The sequence below is a fragment of the Paraburkholderia susongensis genome (assembly GCF_900177725.1).
GTDB classification, from domain to species: Bacteria; Pseudomonadota; Gammaproteobacteria; order Burkholderiales; family Burkholderiaceae; genus Paraburkholderia; species Paraburkholderia susongensis.
This window is the reverse complement of sequence record NZ_FXAT01000003.1, coordinates 124,160-146,654: the sequence shown is the minus strand read 5'-3', so window position 1 is coordinate 146,654 and position 22,495 is coordinate 124,160. Positions and strand designations below refer to the sequence as shown.

23 protein-coding genes are annotated in these 22,495 nt (G+C 66.4%); 19 read left to right on the top strand and 4 right to left on the bottom strand.

Annotation, left to right across the window (positions count from 1 at the left end):
- The first annotated feature begins 16 nt into the window (after window positions 1-16).
- The 3 genes from B9Z01_RS09805 to rfaE2 all read left to right on the top strand — a co-directional run bounded on the left by B9Z01_RS09805 (window position 17) and on the right by rfaE2 (window position 2,980).
- Window positions 17-814 (top strand): PhaM family polyhydroxyalkanoate granule multifunctional regulatory protein, encoded by a 798-nt coding sequence (locus tag B9Z01_RS09805; protein ID WP_085482386.1) that lies wholly within the window; start codon window positions 17-19, stop codon window positions 812-814.
- Window positions 815-1,465: 651 nt separating this feature from the next.
- A complete protein-coding gene (locus tag B9Z01_RS09800; protein WP_085482384.1) occupies window positions 1,466-2,344 on the top strand; it encodes a ferritin family protein in 879 nt (292 codons plus the stop codon).
- Between the two features lie 153 nt (window positions 2,345-2,497).
- A complete protein-coding gene (gene rfaE2 / locus B9Z01_RS09795; RefSeq protein ID WP_085482382.1) occupies window positions 2,498-2,980 on the top strand; it encodes a D-glycero-beta-D-manno-heptose 1-phosphate adenylyltransferase in 483 nt (160 codons plus the stop codon).
- Window positions 2,981-3,031: 51 nt separating this feature from the next.
- On the opposite strand, the gene B9Z01_RS09790 is transcribed toward rfaE2, so the two are convergent.
- The 3 genes from B9Z01_RS09790 to B9Z01_RS09780 all read right to left on the bottom strand — a co-directional run bounded on the left by B9Z01_RS09790 (window position 3,032) and on the right by B9Z01_RS09780 (window position 5,307).
- The gene (locus B9Z01_RS09790) at window positions 3,032-3,271 is read right to left on the bottom strand and encodes a hypothetical protein (protein ID WP_085482380.1); all 240 of its coding nucleotides are present in this window, start codon (window positions 3,269-3,271) and stop codon (window positions 3,032-3,034) included.
- 156 nt (window positions 3,272-3,427) lie between these two features.
- Window positions 3,428-4,390 carry a type III pantothenate kinase gene (locus B9Z01_RS09785; RefSeq protein ID WP_085482378.1) on the bottom strand — a complete coding sequence of 321 codons (963 nt, stop codon included), beginning with the start codon at window positions 4,388-4,390 and terminating at the stop codon, window positions 3,428-3,430.
- Complete coding sequence (locus tag B9Z01_RS09780) at window positions 4,387-5,307, bottom strand: biotin--[acetyl-CoA-carboxylase] ligase (protein ID WP_085482377.1); 921 nt, start codon at window positions 5,305-5,307, stop codon at window positions 4,387-4,389. Before B9Z01_RS09780 ends, B9Z01_RS09785 begins: the two co-directional genes overlap by 4 nt.
- 106 nt (window positions 5,308-5,413) lie before the next feature.
- Here B9Z01_RS09780 and B9Z01_RS09775 point away from each other — a divergent pair, with 106 nt between their 5' ends.
- From B9Z01_RS09775 to B9Z01_RS09730, 10 genes are all read left to right on the top strand, one after another.
- A complete protein-coding gene (locus B9Z01_RS09775) occupies window positions 5,414-6,547 on the top strand; it encodes an MlaE family ABC transporter permease (RefSeq protein ID WP_085482375.1) in 1,134 nt (377 codons plus the stop codon).
- The gene (locus tag B9Z01_RS09770; RefSeq protein ID WP_085482373.1) at window positions 6,544-7,422 is read left to right on the top strand and encodes an ABC transporter ATP-binding protein; all 879 of its coding nucleotides are present in this window, start codon (window positions 6,544-6,546) and stop codon (window positions 7,420-7,422) included. The genes B9Z01_RS09775 and B9Z01_RS09770 overlap by 4 nt, the downstream gene beginning before the upstream one ends.
- A gap of 46 nt (window positions 7,423-7,468) precedes the next feature.
- Window positions 7,469-8,434, top strand: a complete 966-nt coding sequence (locus B9Z01_RS09765; protein WP_085482371.1) for an MlaD family protein — start codon at window positions 7,469-7,471, stop codon at window positions 8,432-8,434.
- Between the two features lie 29 nt (window positions 8,435-8,463).
- Window positions 8,464-9,090: an ABC-type transport auxiliary lipoprotein family protein gene (locus B9Z01_RS09760; protein ID WP_085482369.1), complete on the top strand. Its 627-nt coding sequence runs from the start codon at window positions 8,464-8,466 to the stop codon at window positions 9,088-9,090.
- Window positions 9,091-9,121: 31 nt separating this feature from the next.
- On the top strand, window positions 9,122-10,279 hold the full coding sequence (locus B9Z01_RS09755; RefSeq protein ID WP_085482367.1) for a VanZ family protein: 1,158 nt from the start codon (window positions 9,122-9,124) through the stop codon (window positions 10,277-10,279).
- Between the two features lie 186 nt (window positions 10,280-10,465).
- The gene (locus B9Z01_RS09750) at window positions 10,466-10,789 is read left to right on the top strand and encodes a (2Fe-2S) ferredoxin domain-containing protein (protein ID WP_085482365.1); all 324 of its coding nucleotides are present in this window, start codon (window positions 10,466-10,468) and stop codon (window positions 10,787-10,789) included.
- A gap of 56 nt (window positions 10,790-10,845) precedes the next feature.
- Window positions 10,846-11,490: an alpha/beta hydrolase gene (locus B9Z01_RS09745; protein WP_085482363.1), complete on the top strand. Its 645-nt coding sequence runs from the start codon at window positions 10,846-10,848 to the stop codon at window positions 11,488-11,490.
- 332 nt (window positions 11,491-11,822) lie between these two features.
- Window positions 11,823-13,052 (top strand): D-alanyl-D-alanine carboxypeptidase family protein, encoded by a 1,230-nt coding sequence (locus B9Z01_RS09740; RefSeq protein WP_085482361.1) that lies wholly within the window; start codon window positions 11,823-11,825, stop codon window positions 13,050-13,052.
- 13 nt (window positions 13,053-13,065) lie between these two features.
- Entirely contained in the window at window positions 13,066-14,022 is a 957-nt protein-coding gene (locus tag B9Z01_RS09735) for a D-amino acid aminotransferase (protein ID WP_085482359.1), read from the top strand.
- A complete protein-coding gene (locus B9Z01_RS09730; protein WP_085482357.1) occupies window positions 13,994-14,263 on the top strand; it encodes a DUF493 family protein in 270 nt (89 codons plus the stop codon). The genes B9Z01_RS09735 and B9Z01_RS09730 overlap by 29 nt, the downstream gene beginning before the upstream one ends.
- Window positions 14,264-14,285: 22 nt before the next feature.
- Here B9Z01_RS09730 and B9Z01_RS09725 read toward each other — a convergent pair whose 3' ends face one another.
- The gene (locus B9Z01_RS09725) at window positions 14,286-15,269 is read right to left on the bottom strand and encodes a transcriptional regulator GcvA (RefSeq protein WP_085482355.1); all 984 of its coding nucleotides are present in this window, start codon (window positions 15,267-15,269) and stop codon (window positions 14,286-14,288) included.
- Window positions 15,270-15,367: 98 nt separating this feature from the next.
- Between B9Z01_RS09725 and B9Z01_RS09720 the strand changes: the two genes are divergently transcribed.
- The 6 genes from B9Z01_RS09720 (at window position 15,368) to B9Z01_RS09695 (ending at window position 22,494) form a co-directional block, all read left to right on the top strand.
- Window positions 15,368-15,694 (top strand): DUF2917 domain-containing protein, encoded by a 327-nt coding sequence (locus B9Z01_RS09720; RefSeq protein ID WP_085482353.1) that lies wholly within the window; start codon window positions 15,368-15,370, stop codon window positions 15,692-15,694.
- Between the two features lie 100 nt (window positions 15,695-15,794).
- Window positions 15,795-16,529: a lipoyl(octanoyl) transferase LipB gene (gene lipB / locus B9Z01_RS09715; protein ID WP_085482351.1), complete on the top strand. Its 735-nt coding sequence runs from the start codon at window positions 15,795-15,797 to the stop codon at window positions 16,527-16,529.
- A 13-nt stretch (window positions 16,530-16,542) separates the two neighbouring features.
- The gene (lipA, locus tag B9Z01_RS09710) at window positions 16,543-17,550 is read left to right on the top strand and encodes a lipoyl synthase (RefSeq protein ID WP_085482349.1); all 1,008 of its coding nucleotides are present in this window, start codon (window positions 16,543-16,545) and stop codon (window positions 17,548-17,550) included.
- Between the two features lie 239 nt (window positions 17,551-17,789).
- Complete coding sequence (gene ugpQ / locus B9Z01_RS09705) at window positions 17,790-18,563, top strand: glycerophosphodiester phosphodiesterase (RefSeq protein ID WP_085482347.1); 774 nt, start codon at window positions 17,790-17,792, stop codon at window positions 18,561-18,563.
- Window positions 18,564-19,027: 464 nt separating this feature from the next.
- Window positions 19,028-20,308: a dicarboxylate/amino acid:cation symporter gene (locus tag B9Z01_RS09700; RefSeq protein WP_085482345.1), complete on the top strand. Its 1,281-nt coding sequence runs from the start codon at window positions 19,028-19,030 to the stop codon at window positions 20,306-20,308.
- Between the two features lie 53 nt (window positions 20,309-20,361).
- Entirely contained in the window at window positions 20,362-22,494 is a 2,133-nt protein-coding gene (locus B9Z01_RS09695; protein WP_085482343.1) for a sensor histidine kinase, read from the top strand.
- Window position 22,495: the final 1 nt, after the last annotated feature.

Sequence of the window (22,495 nt, the reverse complement as noted above, 5' to 3'; positions counted from 1 at the left end):
CATTGAGGCGACAAGCATGACCGACACGACTGGCTCCACGCCGCCCTTTCCCGGCTTCCCGGGGTTTCCGCCCGCTGAAATGCTCGATCGCATGTGGGGCATGATGCGGCTGTCGCCGTTCGGCTCCGCGTTGTCCGGTACGCAGCAGGGCAGTGGCCTCAGCCCTTCGCTGTCGATGATGTCCGACATGATGGCGCCGCTCACCAACGTCGAGGAACTCGACAAGCGCATCACCGACATGCGCGCGGTCGAGCAATGGCTGAAGCTGAATCTGAGCATGCTGCAGTCGGCGATCCAGGCGCTCGAAGTGCAGCGCGCGACGCTTGCGACCTTGCGCGCTTTTGGCGCGTTCGCGCAGTCGTCGATGGCGCAGCCGGCAGCGTCGCCTGCCGCGCCGGGGCATGCGCCGGGCTTTGCGCCAAATCCCGCACCGAGCCCTGCGCCCGCGCCCGGTTGGTCAGAGCCGGCCGAGCCGGCGTCGCAGAGCGCGGCTCCCGCCGCCGACAACGGAGAGGAAACGCCCGCGGCGCCACCGTTTGATGCCTCCGCGTGGTGGAATCTGCTGCAATCGCAGTTCAACCAGATCGCGCAGTTCGCGATGACGCAGCCAGGAGTCGCGGCCGCGGCGGCCGGCGGAGGTACGCAAGGCACGGCGGCATCGACGGGCGCCGCCGACGCGCCGGACGCGCCAGACGCCGGTGCGCAAGGCGCGAAGCCCGCGGCCAGGCGGCCGGCCGCGAAGCGTGCATCGACGTCGGCCAAGCGTGCGGCCGACGAGGGCGCGAGCGCATCGGCTCCGAAAAAATCGCTTTAAGCAGAGCGGCGGGGCGGTCGCCATGGCAGCAAGCGCAGCCGTGGCGACGAGCGCGGCGACACGGCTGCGGCAAAGAGTGAGCGGATAATCCGCGCACCCTGTCACGATGGTTTGTGGATCCGCAAACCCCTCAACACGCCGCTCCACGCATCACCGCAAAACGAGTTTGTCTTCCGGTCCCAGGCTCGCGCCGATTCCCCGTCCCCCATTCCCCATTTTGTTGAGAGAAGTCAAGCCCATCGCGCGATCGGGCCGCCTCTGTCACAGGTTCCGTCAAGCCCGCGTGCTATCATTGTGTAAGCCTTATCTGGCTTTGGGGCGCGCGCCGAAAAGAACCAATCTCGCCGCCCTTGCGTCATTTGCCGCCGGCACCACCGGCGCAGGGCTGGACGGTGCGGTTTCCAACGCAGGCTGGCTCGACCTCAGGCAAAGGGTATCCCTCACCCACGGTTGGCCGCGCAGCGCCTGATTCATGCTTCAGGCTCCTGTGCGAACGCACGGACTTCTTTGCTTCCCGATGCTTATGGGCGGCCGATTACCGCGTAAAATTGAAGGCTTGGCCGACCAACAGCACGCTCGTTCGTCGCAGGCAAAACGGCTACACGTAGCAGCAACAGACACACACAGTATGCGCAGAACAGGGGTGGGACTATGAACACCATGCTTTATCCGGAACTTTATAAATCGCTCGAATCCGTTCGATGGGACATGGAGAAGGACATTCCCTGGGACAAATTCGATGCATCGCTCTTGACCGACGAGCAGGCCGCGACGATCAAGATGAACGCGATCACCGAATGGTCGGCGCTACCCGCCACGGAAATGTTTCTGCGTGACAACCATCACGACAGCGATTTCTCCGCGTTCATGAGCGTGTGGTTCTTCGAGGAGCAGAAGCACTCGCTGGTGCTGATGGAATATCTGCGCCGCTTCAAGCCCGAACTATGCCCGACCGAGGAAGAGCTGCACGCGGTGCGCTTCGAATTCGATCCCGCGCCCCCGCTCGAAACGCTGATGCTGCACTTCTGCGGAGAAATCCGCCTCAATCACTGGTATCGCCGTGCCGCCGAATGGCATACCGAGCCGGTCATCAAGCACATCTACGAAACCATTTCGCGCGACGAAGCGCGCCATGGCGGCGCGTATCTGCGCTACATGAAGAAGGCGATGGCGCAAACCGGCGACATCGCGCGTGCCGCATTCGCGAAGATCGGCGTGCTGATGGCGTCCGCGCGCCGCACCGAAAAGCCGCTGCATCCCACCAACCTGCACGTGAACCAGGCGCTCTTTCCGCGCGACACGATTCAATCGCGCCTGCCCGATCCGGAATGGCTCGAGCGCTGGCTCGACGAGCAGATCCGTTTCGACGACGGCTGGGAAAAGAAGGTGGTCGAGCGCATTCTGCACAACCTGTCGCTGCTGTTCGAGCGCACGTTCAACACGGCGCAGGAACTGAACCGCTACCGCAAGGAAGTCGTCGCGCGCCTGCAGGCGGCCGATCAGAACCCGGTGCAACAGCAGCCGGCGTGACGGTCGGGTTTTGATGTTGGCAGCGATGTTGGCAGCGTGACCTCGATGCTCAAAACGGTCCGGCAGGCGCGAGCTTGCCGGACCGTTTTGCTTGAGGCCGTCCACCGTATATCGTGACGGCACTTTCTTTTTCCCTCTTTCTGCGACTCCGCGATGGCCGCTATTTTCGAACGCAAGATTCTTACGCGCGATGCCCTGGTGAAACTGCGTTCCTCGTTGAACGCGCCGGTCGTGTTCACGAACGGCGTATTCGATATCCTGCATCGCGGACACGTGACCTATCTGGCCGATGCGAAAGCGCTGGGCGCCTGCCTGATCGTGGGCGTGAATAGCGATGCGTCGGTGCGCATGCTCGGCAAGGGCGACGACCGGCCGATCAACAACGAAGCCGACCGCATGGCGTTGCTGGCGGCGCTCGAGAGCGTCGATTACGTCGTGGGCTTCGGCGAAAAAACGCCCGTCGAGCTGATTTCGGCGCTGCGGCCGGACGTGCTCGTGAAGGGCGGCGACTACGACATGGACACGCTGCCCGAATCGGCGATCGTGCGCGGCTGGGGCGGCAAGGCGTTGGCGATCCCGTTCGAGCATGAGCGCTCGACGACCGCGCTATTGAAGAAGGTGCGCGCGCAGGGCTGATAAAGCCGATTGCGCAAACCTAAGCTCACGCGCGCGCCGTCACACACTTCGCTACTGCGGCAACGCCGACGCCGAAATCGGCGCCTCGGGCGCCGGTCCACCGACGATCGGCTGATCGGCCGCGTCGGCAGCGCTCACTGGCCGCACCGTTAGCCACTCCGGATGAACCTGCCGGCTCAGGTGATTGGGCTCGCGTCCGCTGGCGGTGGGCGCTGGCCCGAATGCGCCGCGTACCGCGACGAAGGCGAGCACGTTGGCAAGAATCAGAATGACGATCGGCCAGCGGAGCATTATTGATTGTTTCCATCCAGAAAGAAGTCGAGCTGCGATCGAGGCGCCGGGATCGGGCCGTTGGAGTTGGGCCGCCAGGATCGATCCGCAAGCGAACTGCCGCTGCCGTTCACCGGTGCGCAGGTCACGCGCTTACCGCACATCGACCGGGGCCGTTTATCCGTCGCTCTGCCGTGCCGTATCCTCGGCGGCGATCAGCGCGAGACCGGACAGCACGAGCGAATCGTGGCGAGTATGCGGCACTTTGAGCGCGCTTGTCACTTCGTCCGCGGCGCCGCCGCTGACCACGAGACGCACCGGCACCTGCCACTCGTCCTGCAGATCCCTCCACATCCGCTCGACCAGTCCCGCCTGCGCGAGCGTGCAGCCTGCCGACAGCGAACGCGGCGTATCCGTCGCGAAGAACGGGCCGCGGCGGCCCGCTTCGGCCTCGCTGCCGGGCTCGAGCAGACCGCGTGCCCGCGCGGCGTCGAGTGTCGGCAATTGCGCGGTGTGCTCGCCGAGCGAGCGCATCATCAACGTCCACCCAGGCGCAATCAATCCGCCGACAAACGAGCCGTCCGCGCGCAACGCTTCGAGCGTCGTCGCCGTGCCGAACGTCGCGAGCATCAGATGTTCGCCGGGAAATGCCGCATGCGCGCCGATCATGCCTGCCCAGCGGTCGCTGCCGAGCGTGTGCGGCGCCGTGTAGCAATTGGTGACGCCACATTGCCGTGCGCTCGCGCGGATCGTCGTGAGCGGCAGTTGCGGCCAGTGTGCGTCGACGAGCGCGGCGATCCGCGCCGCGACATCCGCGCCGGCGACGTTGGAGAGCCACGCGCCTCGCGGCGCGGGCAAGTCCGGCCAGGTGGGCAGTGAACCAGGCTGCAACCCAGGTTGTGACCCAGGTTGTGACCCAGGTTGTGACCCAGGCTGTGACCCGGGCAACGAGTCATGCCGCGACGCAGCCTGCAAGCCTGACTGCGAACCCGGCACCGAATCCGCCTGCAAGCCGGACGGCGCGGCGTCGTCGTGCGTGAGCGCGCCGGTCGCGAGCGGCCTGCCGTCCGGCTGCACCAGCGCCCATTTGATCCGGCTATTGCCCGCGTCGATCAGCAGATAAGGCGCGGGCTTCGTCATGCGGCACCGTCGGCGAGGCGCAGCGACACGTCGCCGGTCGCGATGCTCTGGCGGCCGGCGGCCGTATCGAGCAGCAACTGGCCGCGTTCGTCGACACCCGCCGCCACGCCGCGCGCCAGTTCCTTGCCTTGCTCCAGCAGCACGACGTCCCGGCCCGCGTACGCATGCACCGCGTTCCAGCGCGGCTGGAACGGCGCGAAGCCCTCGGCGCCGAAGCGCTGCAGCACCGGTTCGAGCGCGTTCAGTTCGGCGGCGAGCGTATCGGTCAGGTTGGCGTTGGGCAGCGCGCGCTGCAGCGCGGTGGGGACCGTGCCGCGCACCTGCGGCGGCACCTCGGCGTTGAGCGCGCCGACCCTGGCCGCGAGTTCGTCCGCACCCTTCACGTTGGTGCCGATGCCGATCACGACGGCGCTCGCGTCGTCGGTGCTCCATGCGGTTTCGATCAGGATGCCGGCGAGCTTGTCGCCTTCGAGCAGCACGTCGTTCGGCCACTTCAGTGCGATCTGGCCGGGACCGGCGACTGGCAGCGAGCGCAGCCCGTCGACGAGCGCGACGCCCACCGCGAGGCTCAGCCCCGCGAGCCCTTCGAGCGGGCGCGGCAGCACGCACGCCACCGAAAACAGCAGCGCATTGCCCGGCTCCGCATACCACGGGCGGCCACGGCGGCCGCGCCCGGCTGTTTGCAGATACGCGACCCGCACGATCGGCCGCGGCAGCGCGCCGGTTTTCTTCGGCAGCGCCTTCACGTGGGCCATCAGGTCGGCGTTGGTCGAGCCGGTTTCCTCGACGATTTCGATCGGCCAGTCATGCGCATGCGCGCCGAACAGCTTGACCGCGCGTTCGCGGTCGATGCGCCAGTCGGCCGAGGTTGCACTTGCCGTTGCGGGCGGGGGGGCGGGAGTCTTGGAGGCATTCATGGCACATATTGTAGCCACAGCGAACTGCATCGGGATTTGAGTGCGGCCCAGCGGCCCAGCGTTCGCTACAATGGCCCCTAATCCGATAACCAGATTCTCGCGATCCTTGAACTACGATACCCCGCCGGGCCTTGAAGTCGCGGCCGGCAACCAAGGCAAGATCGTCCGTCTCTCGGGCCAGTGGACGGCGCTCGCGCTCGCGCGCGATCGTGACACCGGGCACGTGATTCCCCTGCTGCGTTCGCTGACCGGCGCGCAGGGCATCGGCGAGTGGGACCTGTCGCGCGTCGACAGGATGGATCACGTCGGCGGTCAGGCGCTGTGGCGCGTGTGGGGCCACAAGATGCCCCCCGGCACCGAACTCACCGACACGCAGCGCGACATTTTCGAGCGCATCGCGCTGCTCGATACGGTGCGCGACGCCGCCGAGCCGGTGCCGCGTTTCGATCCGTTCACGCGTCTCGGCCTCTCCATCTTTTCGTTCTTCGAGCATCTGTACGGCGGCGTCGCGATGCTCGGGCGCGTCGTGCTCGATCTGCTCGCGATCGTGCGCAGGCCGCGCATCACGCCGTGGACCGAAATCTCCGCGAACGTCTACAACGCCGGCGCGCGAGCGCTGCCGATCACGGCGCTCGTCGCATTTCTGATCGGCATCGTGCTCAGCTATCTGTCGGCGCAGCAGTTGCGCATCTTCGGCGCCAACCAGTTCATCGTCAACATTCTCGGGCTTGCGATCATCCGCGAACTCGGCCCGGTGCTCTCGGCTATTCTGGTAGCGGGCCGCTCGGGCTCGGCGATCACCGCGCAGATCGGCGTGATGCGCGTGACCGAGGAACTCGACGCGATGCGCGTGATGGGCATCTCGCACGGCCTGCGCCTGATCCTGCCGCGCGTGATCGCGCTCGGCGTCGCGATGCCGCTGCTCGTGATGTGGACCAACACCATTGCGCTGGTAGGTGGCGCGCTCGCCGCCAAGCTCGTGCTCGGCATCGACATGAGCTTCTTCGCGCGGCAGCTGCCGGTCGTCGTGCCGATCGCGAATCTGTGGATCGGCCTCGGCAAGGGTGTCGCGTTCGGTATGCTGATCGCGATCGCCGGCTGTCACTTCGGCTTCCGTATCAAGGCCAATTCGCAGAGTCTCGGCGAAGGCACGACGACCTCGGTGGTGACCTCGATCACCATCGTGATTCTCGCGGACGCGGTGTTCGCGATTCTCTTCCAGAACGTGGGGCTAGGATGATCGCGCCACTTACCGAAGCCGTGCGCGGCCAGCCCGTGCCTTCGATCGCCGAGCCGGTGATCGAGGTGATCGACATCACCAAGCGCTATGGCCGCAACGTCGTGCATCAGCATCTGAGCTTCGACGTGCGGCGCGGCGAAATCGTCTCGATCGTCGGCGGCTCGGGCTCGGGCAAGACTACGCTGGTGCGGCAGATTCTCGGCCTCGAGCGGCCGTCGTCCGGTACCATCAAGCTGTTCGGCGAAAACCTCGCGACCATCTCGCCGGAAACCACGCTCCTGATGCGCAGCCGCTCCGGCATGCTGTTCCAGCGCGGCGCGCTGTTCTCGTCGCTGTCGGTGTTCGACAACGTCGCGCAGCCGGTGCGCGAGCTCGGCAAGGTGCCCGAGGACCTGCTGCGCGATATCGTGATGCTCAAGCTCGAAATGGTCGGGCTGCCGTGCAAGCATGCGTCGAAGATGCCGTCGGCGCTCTCGGGCGGCATGATCAAGCGGGTCGGCATCGCGCGCGCCATCGCGCTCGAACCCGAACTGCTGTTCCTCGATGAACCGACCGCCGGGCTCGATCCGCAGGCGTCCGACGAGTTCGTCGAACTGATCTCCGCGCTGCATCGCGCGCTCGGCCTGACGGTCGTGATGATTACGCACGACCTCGACACGATGGTCGCGCTCTCGACGCGCGTCGCCGTGCTCGCCGATCGCAAGGTGCTCGTCAACGCGCCCGTGGAAGAGGCGGCGGGCGTCGATCATCCGTTCATCCGCGAATATTTCCTCGGCCTGCGCGGGCGCCGCGCGCTGCAGGCGCTGCCGCCGGAGCGCCGCGCGAAGCTGCCGCAGGCGGCGCTCGAACCGGCGTCGTCCGAGTTGCCGCTGTGAACCGGGCCTCTCTGAACCGGGCTGCTATGAACCAGGAAACCTGACAATGGAAAACAAAGCACATGCGTTCTGGGCCGGGCTTTTCACGGTCGTGCTGCTTGCGGCAATCTCGCTGGCGGCTTTTCTGTTCAACGTCGACCGCACCGTGCGGGTGCCGTACGACCTGATCGCCCGCACCAACGTGACAGGGCTCTTTGCCGACGCGGCGGTGCGCTTTCGCGGGCTCGACGTCGGCCGCGTGCAGTCGATCAAATTCGATCCGAGCCATCCGGGGCAGATCCTGATCCGCATCATGGTCGACGAGCACGCGCCGATCACCCATTCGACGTTCGGCAGCCTCGGGCTGCAGGGCGTGACCGGCATCGCGTTCATCCAGCTCGACGACACCGGGCGCGACCTGACGCCGCTGCGCTCGTCGGCGCAACAGGTCGCGCAACTGCCGATGCGCCCGGGCCTGTTCGACCAGTTGCAGCAACGCGGCGACGTGCTGCTGCGCAAGCTCGAAAAAGTCACCGACAACGTGAACGACATGCTGTCGCCGGAAATGGTCGCGCAGTTGCACGACATGGCGGCGAGTATCGAGCAGGCCGCGTCGGGCGTCGCCGGGCTGAGCCGGCAGATCTCGCCGGTGGTGGGCAAGCTGCCCGCCACGGTCGACCAGTTGAATCGCACGCTCGCGTCGACCAACCAGATGATTACGGGCCTGAACCGCCCGGATGGCCCGTTCGAGACCAATATGAACAAGGTCGGCACGGCGGCGCAGCAGGCGGGCGATGCGCTCGCCCAGCTGAACGTGTCGCTGCAGGACCTATCGGCGCGGGTCGGCTACGAGACGCTGCCGCGCGTCGATTCGCTCGCGGACGACGTGCGCTCCGCGGCCCGCTCGGTGGACCGCGCCGCCGATACCTTCAGCACCAATCCGCGCAGCGTGCTGTTCGGCGCGCCGCGCCCGGCGCCGGGTCCGGGCGAGACCGGCTTCACGTGGCCCGCCGCCGCCCCGGCCGCTCACTAAATTCGCAGGCTAAAGAGAGGAAGATGCTCATGTCACGCTCGATTCACCGACTGTTGTCCTCGCGCGCCGCGCTCGCGGCGCTGCTTGCGTTCGGCGTGCTGGCGGCGGGCTGCGCGGGCACGTCCGCGGTGGTCTCGGACATCCGCTACGATCTCGGGCCGCCGCCGCAGGCCGCCACGGCGGCTACGTTGCCGGCCGTCAAGGTGCTCGAGGTTCGCGCGCCGGCCGTGCTCGAGTCCGACCGGCTCACCTATCGCCTGAGCTACGCCGATGCGCAGCAGACGGCCGCGTATGCAAACAGCCACTGGACGATGATGCCGTCGCAGTTGCTCACGCAACGCCTGCGCGGCGCGTTCAGCGCGCACGGCACCGTGCTCACGGGCGCCGACGGCGTGGCCGCGCCGGTGCTCAGAGTCGATCTGACCGAGTTCGAGCAGGTGTTCGACAGCCAGGCGGACAGTCATGGCGCGATCAGCGCGCTCGCCACGCTGATTCATAACGGCAAGGTGGTCGGCCAGCATGCGTTCGTCGCGAGCGCGCCGGCGCGCTCCCCGGATGCAGCCGGCGGCGCGCAGGCGCTCGCCGTGGCCAGCGACGACCTCGTCGCGCAGATCGTCGCGTGGCTCGGCTCGCAGGCGCTCGCGGCCACGCAATGACGGACGCGCAGCGCGCGCAACGGAGCGCTGCATGAGCGAGCGGCCCTGGCTGCGCCGTCCGTCGGGGCTGGCCCGGCAGGCGCTGCTGCTGTACACGACGCTGATCGTGTACGGTTCGTGGTACCCGTTTTCAGGCTGGCGCTCGCTCGGCATCGCGCCGTTTGCCTATCTGTTCGATCCGATGCCGCAGTACCTGACGGCGTTCGACGTCGTCACCAACGTGCTCGGCTACATGCCGTTCGGCGCACTGGTGGTGCTCGCGGTGTATCCGCGCTGGCGCGGCACGCTCGCCGTCGCGCTCGCGTTCGTGTTGGGCGGGCTGCTGTCGGGCACGATGGAAGCCGTGCAGACGTGGCTGCCGACGCGCGTCGCCTCCAACCTCGACCTCGCCGCCAACACGCTCGGCGCGCTGCTCGGCGCGGCGATGATGTCCCCCGCGACCGGCGCGCTGCTCGATCGCGGCTTGCTCAGGCGTTTGCGGCTGCTGTGGTTCGAGCGCGATCGCGCGGCGCTCGCGTGCCTCATCGCCGCGTGGCCTTTCGCAACGATGTATCCGGCGCCGCGTCTGTTCGGGCTCGGCAACTGGCCGCGCATGCTCTGGCTGCATTTCGATCCGGCGACGCAGGACGCGCTGCTCGCGTGGACGCCGGCCGCCTGGCACGCCGGCGCATGGCCGGCGGCCGTCGCCGCGTGGCTGCCCGACGACACGTGGGAGGCGCTCATCACGACGCTGAACCTGTTCGCCGCGCTCGCGCTCGCGTCGGTGCCGGCGCGCCGTCATGCGCCGCGCGTGCGTCTGCTGCTGGTGTTCATCGCCGCGACCTTGTGCGTGAAAGCCGGCGCGACGTTCCTGCAATCGCAATCCGGCCTCGCGTTCGACTGGGCGACGCCCGGCGCGCTGATCGGGCTCGCGTGCGGCACCGTCGCGGCGCTCGCCGCGCTGCCGTTGCGGCGCCGGGTGCGCGCGGCGCTCGCGGGGAGCGCGCTCGTCGTCGCGCTCGTGTTCGTCAATCTGCTGCCGGTGAATCCGTATTTCGACGTCGTGCTGGCCGACTGGCGGCAGGGGCGTTATCTGCATTTCAACGGTCTCGCGCGCTGGCTTGCGTGGGTCTGGCCCTATGCGGCGCTGGTGTGGCTCGCGTTCGCGGTCGAACAGGCGTGGCTCGGGCGGCGGCCGAAACGGGCGTGAGGTCGAAGAGGGCGAGGTAAGGCGCGGGTGGAGGGGGCGACAGCGGGGGACGGCGGCGGGGGGTGACGGCCGGGGCCCCGGCGGCCGCCCGGCCCGCTCGCTATAATCTTCGGCACGCCAGACGCTTCGGCATACCGCGTGCTGACGACGTCATTGCACTCCCTTTCAGTCTCGTCCCCGGACATCATGGATTCCTTCTACAAGCACCATGTCTTCTTCTGTCTCAATCAACGCGAGCCCGGCGCCGAGCGTCCGAGCTGCGCGAACTGCAATGCGCAGGCGATGCAGGAGTACGCGAAAAAGCGCGTGAAGCAACTCGGCCTCGCCGGTCCCGGACAGGTGCGCATCAACAAGGCGGGCTGTCTCGATCGCTGCGAACTCGGCCCGACGATCGTCGTGTACCCCGAGGGTGTCTGGTACACATACGTCGACGAGAGCGACATCGACGAGATCGTCGAGTCGCATCTCGCCAACGGCAAGGTCGTCGAGCGTTTGAAGATCGATCAATAACTCGAACCATAAAACGCGAGTCAACGCGAATCGCAGACCGATCAACAGGCACCGCCATGAATGTCAACACGAAGAAATATCTGATCGACGGCCCGGTCGGCAAGATCGAGGTCGCGCTGGACCTGCCCGACGAAGTCCGCGAGAACGGCGCCGCGCCGCGCGGCATCGCGCTCGTCGCGCATCCGCATCCGCTCTTTGGCGGCACGATGGACAACAAGGTCGCGCAGACGCTCGCACGCACGCTCGTGCAACTGAACTACGTGACGTACCGCTCGAATTTCCGCGGCGTCGGCGAGACGCAGGGCGAGCATGACGCGGGCGTCGGCGAGCGCGACGATCTGCGCGCCGTGCTCGACCATATGCGCGCGCAGGCGGGGCAGGGCGATCTGCCGCTCGTGCTCGCGGGCTTTTCGTTCGGCACCGTCGTGCTGTCGCACGTGGCCGCGGCGTTGCGCGAGGAGGGGCAGGAGATCGAACGCATCGTGTTCGTCGGCACCGCGGCGAGCCGCTGGGATGTCGCGCCCGTGCCGGAGGGCACGCTCGTGATTCACGGCGAGGTCGACGAGACCGTTCCCATTCAGTCCGTCTACGACTGGGCGCGGCCGCAGGAATTGCCCGTGGTCGTGATTCCGGGCGCCGAGCATTTTCTGCATCGCAAGCTGCACATCCTGAAGCGGATCATCGTCGACGCGTGGCGCTAACGCGCACGCACGGCGCGTTTTGCGGGGGCAAGGTACGTGCAAAGGCACGCGCAAACGTGTGCAAATCGCCGCTCCGCCCGCGAAGCTGGCCGGGTAGCACGCGTATAATGGGCGCTCTTTTTTTGGGCGCCGCGCCGCCCATCCGGTAGATTCGCGCGCCGCGGAGTCGTTTCGCGTGCAGCGCAGCCGGGTGCGAGGCGCGCTCCCGCGAACCGATTGCATTGCCGGAAGTCCAATGGGCGCCGTGCCGTTTTACGGCCAGATGCCCGTCGACCGGCTCCCCCAACTATGCGCGCCCTCGCGCGATGTATTTTTCTGCACAAATCGACCCTATGCGTTTCTCCACTTCTGGCCGCCCGTCGTTCCCGTCAGTCGCTTCCTTCGTTCCCGCCTCGCTTAGCCGCGCCCTCACCCTCGGCATCGTCCTGCCGGCCACGTTGGCCGCGACGAGCGCGTTCGCGCAAGTGCCGCCGCCGGCCGTAAACGCGCGCTCGTGGGTGCTCGTCGACGCCACCAGCAACCAGGTGCTCGCTTCCGGCAATGCCGACGAGCGCGTCGAGCCCGCGTCGCTCACCAAGCTGATGACCGCGTATCTCGTGTTCCAGGCGCTCGACGCGAAGAAGATCACGATGGACCAGACGGTGATGCCGGGCGAAGCGGTGCGCCGCGTGAAGACCGACGAATCGCGCATGTTCATCGAGGCGAACAAGCCCGTCACGGTGCACGACCTCGTGTACGGCATGATCGTGCAGTCGGGTAACGACGCGGCGATCGCGCTTGCCGAGCTGGTCGGCGGCAGCGAAGCGCAGTTCGTCAGCATGATGAACGACGAAGCGCAGCGCCTCGGCATGAAGCACACGCATTTCGCCGACGTGAACGGCATGCCCGATCCGCAGCACTACACCACGGCGGGCGATCTCGCGGTGCTGTCGGCGCGGCTGATCCGCGACTATCCGGACTACTACAGCATCTTCTCGGTCAAGGAATTCACGTACAACAAGATCAAGCAGCCGAACCGCAACCGCCTGCTGTGGATCGACCCGACCGTGGACGGCCTGAAGACCGGCCACACGAAGGCTGCAGGCTACTGCCTGATCGCGAGCGCGAAGCGTCCGTTGCCGGGCGCGGCCGACGCGTCGCGCCGTCTCGTCACGGTGATGATGGGCGAGACCAAGGAGCACGACCGCGTGCAGGACAGCCTGAAGATGCTGAACTACGGCTACACCGCGTATGACACGACGCGTCTGTACAAGGCGAACCAGGTCGTCGCCACGCCGCGCATCTACAAGGGTGTGCAGGACAGCGTGCAGGTCGGCGTGAAGAGCGACCAGTACATCACGCTGCCGAAGGGCGCGGGCGACAAGGCGAAGCCGCAGATCGAGCTCAACGATCCACTCGTCGCGCCGATCGCGAGCGGTCAGCAGGTCGGCACGGCGAAGCTCGTCGCCGACGGCAAGGTGCTTGCGCAGTTCCCGGTGGTCGCGTTGCAGCCGGTGCCGCAGGCAGGTGTGGTCGGCCGCGTGTGGGATTCGATGATGCTGATGTTCAACAAGAAAAAGTAAGGGCTGCATTGCAATGACCGCTGTCTCCGATGTTTCGCTGGACCCGATCGTTTATCTGAACGGCGAGCTGGTGCCGTTGTCCGAAGCGCGCGTGCCGGTTCTCGACCGCGGCTTCATTTTCGGCGACGGCATTTACGAAGTCGCACCGCTCTATGCGCACGCGAGCGGCCGCCGCACCGCGTTTCGCCTGCCGCAGCATCTGGCGCGCCTCGCGCGCTCGGTCGGCAAGATCGGCATTGCCAATCCGCTCGACGATGCCGGCTGGCGCGAACTGATCGGGCGCGTGGTCAAGGCCAACGAAGCGGATGGCGGCTTGCGAGCCGATCAGGACGCGATTGCGTACATCCAGGTGACGCGCGGCGTCGCGAAGCGCGCTCACGCGTTTCCGGCCAACGTGACGCCGACCGTGTTCGTGATGGTCACCGCGCTGAACCTGCCCGACGCCGTGCAGCGCGCGCAGGGTGTGGCGTGCGTGAGCGCCGAAGATCGCCGCTGGCTCAATTGCGACATCAAGTCGGTGTCGCTGCTCGGCAACGTGCTGATGGCGCAATACGCGGCCGAAAACGATGCGTTCGAAACGCTCCAGTTCCGCGACGGCTTGTTGACCGAAGGGTCGTCGTCGAACGTGTGGGTGGTGAAGGACGGCGTGCTGGCCGCGCCGCCGCGCAGCAACAGGATTCTCGAAGGGATCCGTTACAGCCTGATCGAGGAACTCGCGGCCGGCTGCGGCATCCGTTTCGAAGCGCGCGAAATGACGGAGGCCGAAGTGCGCGCAGCCGACGAGATCATCGTCAGCTCGGCCACCAAGGAAGTGCTGCCGGTCACGCGGCTCGACGGCCAGCCCGTCGGCGCGGGCAAGCCGGGCGCGGTGTTTGCGGCGCTGTACGCGGCGTATCAGCGAGCCAAGGACGGCGAGGCAGACGTGCAGCAAGGAGTAGAGAATGAATCCCGAGAACGACTCACTGTTTGAATTTCCCTGCGATTTCCCGATCAAGATCATGGGCAAATCGCACCCCGAGTTTGCCGAGACGATCGTCGCGGTGGTGCGCCAGTTCGATAGCGACGTCGACGGTTCGCGCGTCGAAACGCGGCCGTCGAGCAGCGGCACCTACACGGGGCTGACCGTCACGGTGCGCGCAACGAGCCGCGCGCATCTCGACGACATCTATCGCGCGCTCACCGGCCATCCGATGGTCAAGGTCGTGCTGTAAAGCGGCGCGCAACGCTCCCCTGTCACGGCGTGGCGCGCAATGCGTCCGCCGTCGTCTCTTGCGCCGCAAGGCGCGCGCTCGCGGCGGGACCCGCCTCGCAGGCAAGGTCGAAAAGCTGCCTGAAGCGTCCCACCTCGTCGAACACCCAGTCGCGAAATGCCTTGACCCGCGCGGTTTCGATCATCTGCGACGGGCAGATGAAGTAGTATTGCCACGGGCTTGGCCCATCCACGTCGAAGAGCCGCACGAGCCGGCCCGCCGCGATTTCGTGCATGGCGAGCGAGCGGCGCACGAGCGCGACCCCTTGGCCGTCGATGGCCGCCTGCAGCAGATTCGACGAATCCTGATACAGCACGCCGCGCTTCGGCTCCGGCCAGTCGGTGAGGCCGGCCGCATCGAACCACGGGCGCCATAACTCGTCGTCGGAACGCAGCAGCGTGACTTTGGCGAGATCGGCCGGGGTTTGCGGCAGCTTGCCGCCGTTGAAGTTCGGCGAGCAGGCCGGGAAGAAAATTTCCTCCAGCAGCAGCTCTGCGTGCAGGCCCGGATATTTGCCGAAGCCGAAACGGATCGCGAGGTCGACGTCGTCGCGCGCGAAATCCGTCAGCGCATTGGTGGACAGCAGTTCGAGGTCCCACTGCGGATGCGCCTCGATAAAACTGCCGACGCGCGGCGTCACCCAGCGCGCCGCGAACGACGACAGCATCGACACCACGAGGCGCCGCTCGCGGTCGCCGGCGCGGATCGAGCGGGTGGCGTCGGCGAGTTCCATTAGCGCGCTGCGCACCTGCGCGGCATAGCGCCGGCCGGTTTCGGTGAGGCGCACGCGTTTGCCGTCGCGCGCGAACAGCGACACGCCGAGTTCGGCCTCGAGCGCGCGGATCTGATGGCTGACGGCGCCGTGCGTGACGAAGAGTTCGTCGGCGGCGCGCGAGAAGCTCTCGTGGCGGGCGGCGGCTTCGAACGCCTTGATCGCGTTCAGTGCGGGGAGTTGCCGGAGGTCCATTGCAATATTTCTCACATAGCCGTGAAAATTGATCGTTTTGCGCAAGCCCTTGCTGCATCTACGATTTTAGCCATGAAACGATTTTTGGCGAGGGCATCATGCGAGAAATTTCCTCTAGCATTGCATACGAAGTCCGTACCGGCGAAACCCTGCCGCTGAAGGTGGCGCGCAGCACGAAGCTGACCGTGCGCGGCGGCGCTGTCTGGGTCACGCGCAGCGACGACACGAAGGACTACTGGCTGCAACCCGGCCACACGCTGCATCTGCGGCGCGGCGAGCGGCTCTGGCTCGGCGCCGAGGGGGCCATGCACGCGAAGGTGACTTTTTCAGTCCCGACGCGCTGCGACGAGCGTGCGCTGAACTGGCTCGCGCGCATCGGCGAGCGCTGGGTCATGCGTTTGCGGAGCGGCTGGCGCACGGTTTGACGTCGGCGCGGCCGGAAGGCCGCACGAAGTCAGCGGGCCGGTGGTTCTGTTGCTGGCCCCCCGGGCGCGCTTTCCCAGATTTCGGTAAACTGCCGGGATCATGTGCGCCACCTCGGTTTCCCCGTCTCCTCTGCCTGCCGCCACGGCGCCTACACCGCCCACGCTGCGCTGGCTCGGCCGCGAATCCTACGAGACCAGTTTCGACGCGATGCGCGCGTTCACCGACTCGCGCACCGCCGACACCCCCGACGAAATCTGGCTCGTCGAACATCCCCCCGTCTTCACGCTCGGCCAGGCCGGCGATCCGGCCCATCTGCTCGCCGCCGACAGCGATATCCCGCTCGTCAAGGTCGATCGGGGCGGACAGATCACGTATCACGGGCCGGGACAGGTGGTGGCTTATCTGCTGCTCGACTTGCGCCGCCGCAAGCTCATGGTGCGCGAAATGGTCACGCGGATCGAGCAGGCCGTGATCGACACCCTGGCGGCGTATAATCTCGCCGGAGAACGCAAGGCGGGCGCCCCCGGCATTTACGTGGCGCCCGGGCCCGACGCCGGGCCGCATGCCGGCGCCAAGATCGCGGCGCTGGGCCTGAAAATCCGCAACGGCTGCAGCTATCACGGCGTGAGTCTGAACGTGAACATGGACCTGCGGCCGTTTCTCGCGATCAATCCATGCGGCTACGCGGGGCTCGAAACGGTCGACATGGCAACGCTCGGCGTTGCCGCCGGCTGGGACGACGTAGCCCGTACCCTTGCAGCACGCCTCACCGCAAACCTCGACGGCAATCCCGCGGCCGTCGCCCAACCGCAGGCCGGTGCGCTCACCGCCTGACTGGATCGAACGAATGACTGACGTTACCGCGAATCCCGCAGCAGCTTCCTCCGCGCCCGAAGGCGTGCCGGCCCCCGCCGTCTACGACGCCACCGCGAAACAGAAAGCGCAAGCCAAAACTGCTCGCATCCCGATCAAGATCGTTCCGATTGAAAAGCTGAAGAAGCCGGACTGGATTCGCGTCAAGGCGGCCACCGGCAACTCGCGTTTCTACGAAATCAAGCAGATTCTGCGCGAACACAATCTGCACACGGTGTGCGAAGAGGCGAGCTGCCCGAACATCGGCGAATGCTTCGGCAAGGGCACCGCGACCTTCATGATCATGGGCGACAAGTGCACGCGGCGCTGCCCGTTCTGCGACGTCGGCCACGGCCGTCCTGATCCGCTCGACGTCGACGAACCGGCCAACCTCGCGCGCACCATTGCCGCGCTCAAGCTCAAGTACGTCGTGATTACGAGCGTCGACCGCGACGATCTGCGCGACGGCGGCGCCGCGCACTTTGTCGAATGCATCCGCCAGACGCGCGAGCTGTCGCCGGAAACGCGCATCGAAATTCTGACGCCGGACTTCCGCGGCCGTCTGGACCGTGCGATCGGCATCCTGAACGCCGCGCCGCCCGACGTGATGAACCACAACCTCGAAACGGTGCCGCGTCTGTACAAGGAAGCGCGCCCGGGCTCGGACTACGCGCATTCGCTGAAGCTGCTCAAGGACTTCAAGGCGCTGCATCCGCACGTCGCGACCAAGTCCGGCCTGATGGTCGGCCTCGGTGAAACCGAGGAGGAAATTCTCCAGGTGATGCGCGATCTGCGCGAGCACGATGTGGACATGCTCACGATCGGCCAGTATCTGCAGCCTTCGGAGCACCATCTGCCGGTGCGCGCGTACGTGCATCCGGACACGTTCAAGATGTACGAGGAAGAGGCGTACAAGATGGGCTTTACGCACGCCGCGGTGGGCGCGATGGTTCGTTCGAGCTATCACGCCGACGTGCAGGCGCATGGAGCTGGCGTGGTCTGAGGATCGCAGCACCGGTAGCCGTAACAGCAAAAGCCCGCCGCGCGCGGGCTTTTCTTTTTTGCGCGAGGTCGCAGCCGGCTATCCGGATATCGGCCTATCCGCTCAGTCAGGCATTCATCCGGCTATCCAGCTATCGCGGCGTTTCGCCTTACGCGATACTACGCGCGGGACTCGCGCATCTCGCCGGCAGGAGCGCAGCGCGAGCACACTGAACCGCTCTATCTGGAAGGTGACGAGACGTGGCAACCGGGATCGATCGCGGGGTATCCGCACAATGGCCTTATCCGCGGCTGGTCGCGCATCGCTGCGGCGGCACGCTGGCGCCTGAAAACACGCTGGCCGGCTTCGACGCATGCGTGCGCTACGGTTATCGCATGGTCGAATTCGACGCGAAGCTCTCCGCCGACAATCAGCTCTTCCTGCTGCACGACGACACGCTCGATCGCACGACCAACGGTCGCGGCCCGGCTGCCGCGCACACGTGGCAGCAACTCGCCGCGCTCGATGCCGGCGCGTGGCGCGGCGCGCAATTCGCCGGCACACGTCTGCCGACCCTCGCCGAAGCGGCGGAGCGCTGCGCGCGCGACGGCATCGCCGCCAACATCGAGATCAAGCCGTGTCCGGGCCGCGACGCGATCACCGGCACGCTGGTCGCCAACGGCGCGCTGAGCTTGTGGCAAGGGCAGACGCCGCCGTTGCTGTCGTCGTTTTCGTTCGAGGCGCTCGCCGCCGCGCGTGACGCGGCGCCGTCGCTGCCGCGCGGCATGTTGTTCGAGGAGGTGCCGGCGGACTGGCTGCGCATCGTGCGCGAGCTGGAGTGCGTGTCGTTGCATGCGAGCCATCGCTATCTGAACGAGCGGCTGGTCGCGCAGATCCACGCGGCCGGGTTGCGTGTGCTGGTTTATACGGTGAACGATCCGGCGCGCGCGCAACTGTTAGCGCAGTGGGGTGTCGACATGATCTGCACGGATCGTATCGATTTGCTCGCGCATGACATGCTGTCCGGGCAGTAGAAAGCGGCGCGAGGATGGAGCACCGCGCAGGGCGGATGCGAACAGCGTGAGTAAGCGGATAGACGAATGAGCGGCGGCAGCCGTTAACCTGCACTTGCCGCTTCCGCTTCCTAACCCATCAGGGTTTCCCCCAAACTCCGCCTTCACCGGATTCCGGATTCCCCGACAGCCGCCGTCCGGATTTCCGGAATCCCGGAAGGCGCGTGCCCGACCTCGCCAGAAAACCCATAAAAATCAAGGCCCACAGCCTGATATCGAACTGGCATCGACCTTGCAATTCAGATCGTGCGGCCGCAACGGTCCGACAACTAAAGCAAGGAGACAACGATGTCCGATTTCCCTCCCCGGTATTTCTGAATTCGTCGTCTTGGTCGCCCCGATGCGGTGCTTGCGCGCGACGACGTCCGTTCGCGCGCCGATGCACCGCAGACGGCCATGAGCTCATCCCCCTCGCAGGAAACATCGTGAAGAAACCTATCCATAAAGTGCTGTACGTCCAGGTGATCGTGGCGATCATCATCGGCATCGTACTGGGGCATTTCTACCCGAACCTCGCCGTCGATATGAAGCCGCTCGGCGACGGCTTCATCAAGCTCATCAAGATGGTGATCGGGCCGATCATTTTCTGCACGGTGGTGACGGGCATCGCCGGCATGGAGGACATGAAGAAGGTCGGGCGCGTCGGCGGCAAGGCGCTGCTGTACTTCGAGATCGTCTCGACTTTCGCGCTCCTGCTCGGCCTCGCCGCGACGCACCTGCTGCGTCCCGGCGTCGGCTTCAACGTCGATCCGGCCTCGCTCGACGGCCGCGCGGTCGCGTCGTACGCCGCGAAGGCGCACGGCCAGTCGACTGTCGACTTCTTCATGCACATCATTCCCGACACGATCTCCTCGGCGTTCGCGCAAGGCGAAATCCTGCAGATCCTGCTGATCGCGCTGCTGTTCGGCGCGGTGCTCGCGACGGCTGGTGAGAAGGGCAAGGTCGTCACGAACTTCATCGAAGGGATTTCGCACGTGCTGTTCGGCATGGTGCGTATCATCACGAAGCTCGCGCCGATCGGCGCGTTCGGCGCGATGGCGTTCACGATCGGCAAGTACGGCATCGGTTCGCTCCTGCCGATGCTCAAGCTGATCGGCACGTTCTATCTGACCTCGATCGTGTTCGTGGTGGTCGTGCTCGGCATCATCGCGCGCTTCGTGGGCTTCAACATCCTGCGCTTCGTCGCGTACATCAAGGAAGAGATGCTGATCGTGCTCGGCACGAGCTCGTCCGAAGCCGCGCTGCCGCAACTGATGCAGAAGCTCGAAAATCTCGGCTGCTCGCGCTCGGTGGTGGGCCTCGTGGTGCCGACCGGCTACTCGTTCAACCTCGACGGCACCAACATCTACATGACGATGGCGGTGCTCTTCATCGCCCAGGCGACCAACACCGACCTCACCTGGGGGCAGCAGCTCACGCTGCTCGCGGTGACGATGCTGACCTCGAAGGGCGCGAGCGGCGTGACCGGCGCGGGCTTCATCACGCTCGCGGCGACGCTCGCCGTCGTGCCGACGATTCCGCTCGCGGGCATGGTGCTGATTCTCGGCATCGACCGCTTCATGAGCGAATGCCGCGCGTTGACCAACATCGTCGGCAACGGTGTCGCAACGGTCGTCGTGTCGGCATGGGAGAAGGAGCTCGACCGCAACAGGCTCAATTCGGTGCTGCGCGGCGAAGCGACGGTCAAAGAGCCGGCCGGCGTCTGAGCGGCGCTCAAAGCCCGGACCACTTCTGCCGTCATGAGCGCGGACGCCTGCGTATGAAACCGGTGTCCGCGCGTCCATCCGGGGCGCCTTCTTCTTCCTCCGTGCCTCTGGCGTCTTCCTCGGCGCCTTCGGCGCATCCATCCGGCGAAACTCGCAACGAAACCCCCGGCGAAACTCGCGGCCGGCCTCGCCGGGATGGCGTGCCGCCTTATGCCACAATGTCCGATCCCCATCGATCGGATCTTGCCAACGTGACGCGCCGTCTGCTGATCCTCTTCGCGCTGCTGGCCGGGCTCGTGGCGGCGTGCGGGCTTACCTACAGCATCGCGTGGCAAAGCGGCGTCGAGACGCTGCGGCGCAATGCCGCCGTGCGCGCCGAGCGCACCGCGAGCACGCTCAAAAGCACGCTCGAGCGCTACGAGTCGTTGCCTTATCTGCTCGCCGAGCATCCGATCGTGCAGGACGTGCTGGTCGATCCGAACCCAGCCAACGTCAAGCGCGCCAATCTCTATCTCGAAGACCTGAACCGCCATGCGCGCGCCACGGTCACCTACATCATTTCGCTTGACGGCTATTGCGTCGCCGCGAGCAACTGGCGCGGGCCGGGCAGCTTCGTCGGCGCGGGCTACCAGTTCCGGCCGTATTTCGTCGATGCGGTGAAGGGCGGCGTGGGCCGCTTCTTCGGCATCGGCACGATTTCGCAGGCGCCGGGCTACTACATCTCGCAGCCGGTGCGGCGCGACGGCAAGATCGTCGGCGTGGCGGTCGTCAAGCTCGATCTCGAATGGTTCCAGGGCATCGATGCGTCCGAGCCACTTCTCGTCACCGACGATCACGGCGTGATCTTTCTCTCCTCGGTGCCGGCGTGGAAGTACCACACGATCCGGCCGCTGTCGGGGCAGATCGCCGATTCGATCTACCAGGCGCGGCAATACGCGCAGCAGCCGATCGCGCCGCTGCCGGTCACGATCGAGCGCACGCTCGAAGGCAATGCGCAGATCGTGCGCATCGGCGGCGGGCGCCTCGCGCCGCGCTACCTCGCGTCGCGGCGCGGCATGGGCGAACCGGACTGGCATCTGATCACGCTCTCGCCGGTCGATCCGGTCGACGCCGACGCGCGCAAGGCGACCATCGTCACCGGCTTCGGCTACATCTCGCTCGTGCTGCTCGCGTTCTACTGGCGCATGCGCCGCGCGCGCGTGCGCGAAGTGATGCGCAGCCGCGCGCTGCTGCAAAAGGCGTACGCGGAGCTGAACCAGCGCGTCGCCGAGCGCACCGTCGACCTGTCCGAAGCGAACGAGCAGTTGCAGAAGGAAGTGGCCGAGCGCACGCGCGCCGAACAGGAGCTGCGCGCCGCGCACGACGAGCTGATCCAGGCGAGCAAGCTCGCCGCGCTCGGCCAGATGGCGGCGGGCATCACGCATGAGCTGAATCAGCCGCTCGCGGCGCTGCGCAGCTTCTCGGACAACACGCGCGTGCTGCTCGAACGCGGCGATCAGGCATCGGCGCGCGAGAATCTCGAAGCGATCGCGGCGCTCACCGAGCGCATGGGCAAGATCACGAATCAGTTGAAGCTGTTCGTTGGCCGGGCGCGGCCGCGCAGTGCGCGAGCGCCGATCGTGCGGGCGTTGCGCAACGTCGTGGCGCTGCTTCAGAAGCGTTTGCAGGGCGTTGAGGTCGAGTTCGTTCTCGTCGATGCGGATGCTGGTGCTGGTGCCCGTTCCGGCTCTGGTTCTGGCGCCAGCGCGACAAACGGCGTGCGCACACCACTGAGTCTCGCGGACGATCATCCCGAACTGGTCGCGCATTGCGACGATCTGCGGCTCGAACAGGTGCTCATCAACCTGCTCGGCAACGCGCTCGATGCCACCGCCGGGATGAGCGCACCGCGCATCACGGTCGAGGTCGAGGCCGCCGAAGCGAACCTGTCGCTCGCGGTGAGCGACAACGGTCCCGGCATCCCCGAGGACGTGCTGCCGCGTCTGTTCGAGCCGTTCTTCACGACCAAGGAGATGGGCCAGGGGCTCGGCCTCGGCCTCGCGATTTCATCGTCGATCGCGCGCGATTGCGGTGGCTCGCTCGTCGGGCGCAACGCACCGCACGGTGGTGCACTATTCGTGTTGACGCTGCGCCGCGCGCGCGTGCAAACAAACCCCTCGCAGGATTCGCTGACCGCGGGCTCCTGAC